General features: G+C 71.1%; 2 protein-coding genes. Both read left to right on the top strand.

Annotated elements, in window-relative coordinates; genetic code table 11:
- Window positions 1–694 (top strand): PD-(D/E)XK nuclease family protein (locus G6020_RS12995; protein ID WP_182610904.1); only part of this gene is annotated, 694 nt, incomplete at its 5' end.
- A 62-nt stretch (window positions 695–756) separates the two neighbouring features.
- A complete protein-coding gene (locus G6020_RS12990; RefSeq protein WP_179524802.1) occupies window positions 757–1,836 on the top strand; it encodes a potassium channel family protein in 1,080 nt (359 codons plus the stop codon).
- Window positions 1,837–2,077: the final 241 nt, after the last annotated feature.

Here is a 2,077-nt window from a genome sequence, read left to right as displayed (position 1 = left end):
GCTCGCGGATGCGCGCCGGGCCGCCGAGCAGCGTGACGCCGTGGTCCTGCCGCGGCGGCTGACCGCGGGTGAGGTGGTGGCCATGGCGACCGATCCCGACGCGTTCACCGATCGCCTCCGCCGACCGGTGCCGTTCCGGCCCGACCGCTTCGCCCGTCGCGGAACGCGGTTCCACCTGTGGCTGGAACACCGCTTCGGGGCCACCCACCTGCTGGACATCGACGATCTCCCCGGCGCCGGGGACCATGGTGCGGTCGACGGTGTGTCGGAGTCGGACCTCACGGCGTTGCAGCAGGCCTTCGAATCGTCGCGATGGGCCCGACAGACACCCGAGGCGGTGGAGGTGCCGTTCGAGGTCGGACTCGGGGAGCATCTGCTGCGTGGCCGCATGGACGCGGTGTTCGCGGACGGGGACGACTGGATCGTCGTCGACTGGAAGACCGGGCGGGTCCCGGGCCCCGGGGAGATGCCCGCGGTCTCGCTCCAGTTGGCGGTCTACCGCTACGCGTGGGCGAGAGTCGTCTCCGCCAGGCTCGGACGACCGGTCGAACTCCACAGGGTCCGGGCCGCCTTCCACTACGTCCGGGCCGGCAGTACCGTCGAACCGGCCGATCTCCCCGACGCGGAGGAGCTGCTCCGACTCCTCTCCACCGGACCGGGGAGAGGCCGGTTGTTGTCCGACGGTGACCGATAGGCCACGATGGTCCCGGTGACCCCGATGATCGACGGCGGTCCCGTCCCGGAACGGAGCTGCCGATGGTGAGGAAGCGCGCACTCGCGTCCCGTGTCCGCAGCAGCGACCCCTTGGACGAGAGCCCCGACCACATCCTCGTGGGCGTGGTGAGCATCCCCGCGAACGCCGAGAGCCCGTGGCGGCTCATCGGCAAGCGCGTCCTGATGGCCGTGCTCACGCTGGCCCTGGCGGCCCTCGTGGTGTATCTCGATCAGGAGGGGTATGAAGGCGGCGGTGGGGCCGACGGCCGGATCACGGTCGTCGACGCCTTCTACTACGCCACCGTCTCCCTCTCGACCACGGGTTACGGGGACATCTCCCCGATCACCCAGCAGGCGCGGCTGCTGAACGCCATTCTGATCACGCCGCTGCGCGTGCTCTTCCTGATCCTGCTCGTCGGTACCACCCTGTCGGTGCTCACCGAGCAGTCCCGTCAGGCCCTCAGGATCCAGCGCTGGAGGAACCTCGTGCGTAACCACACCGTCGTCGTCGGCTACGGCACCAAGGGAAGGTCGGCCGTCGCGGCGATGCTCGCCGACGAGATCGCCCCCGACGACATCGTCGTGGTCGACACCGACCCCCAGGCACTCCGGTCCGCGGCCGCCCGCGGACTGGTCACCGTCCAGGGCTCGGCCACCCGGTCGGACGTCCTCAAGCTCGCGGGCGTCACCCGCGCCGCGGCCGTGGTGGTGGCGACCAACTCCGACGACACCGCGGTGCTGGTCACGCTGACCGCGCGCGAGCTGGCGCCCAACGCCAAGATCGTCGCCACCGTTCGTGAGTCGGACAACAAGCATCTGCTGAAGCAGTCGGGCGCGGACTCCGTGGTGGTCTCCGCCGAGACGGCCGGGCGCCTGCTCGGCCTGGCGACCATCACCCCGACCGTCGTGGGGATGATGGAGGACCTGCTGACCCCCGACGAGGGGTTCTCCATCGCCGAACGGCGCGTGGAGGAGTCCGAGGTCGGCGGCTCGCCGCGCCATCTGGCCGAGCTCGTCCTGGGAGTGGTCCGCAAGGGTCAGCTGATCAAGGTCAACGAACCCGAGGCGGACGCCCTGGAGACCGGGGACCGCCTGCTCTACATCAAGATGGTCTCGGGCTGAGACCAGGGCCGGCGACGCGGGCGGTCCGGGTGGCCGCGGCGTCCGCCGGGCTGGCACGTTGACCGCTCCCTCAAGATCTGCGAGAAGGAACCCCGACCATGCCGCTGGACTTCAGCCTCGACTCCGACCCCGTGCTGTCCGTCGCCGCGCCCGACCGGGCCGCGCCGCTCAGGCAGGACGTCGACGGTCTGTCGCGGGGATGGGCCACCGCGCGGGTGCTGCGGGTCGACCGCCGCAACCG

The sequence above is a fragment of the Dietzia sp. B19 genome (assembly GCF_014145155.1).
In the GTDB taxonomy this organism is placed as follows: domain Bacteria; phylum Actinomycetota; class Actinomycetes; order Mycobacteriales; family Mycobacteriaceae; genus Dietzia; species Dietzia natronolimnaea.
The sequence above is the reverse complement of the archived record's forward strand: the minus strand, read 5'-3'. Positions and strand labels throughout refer to the sequence as shown.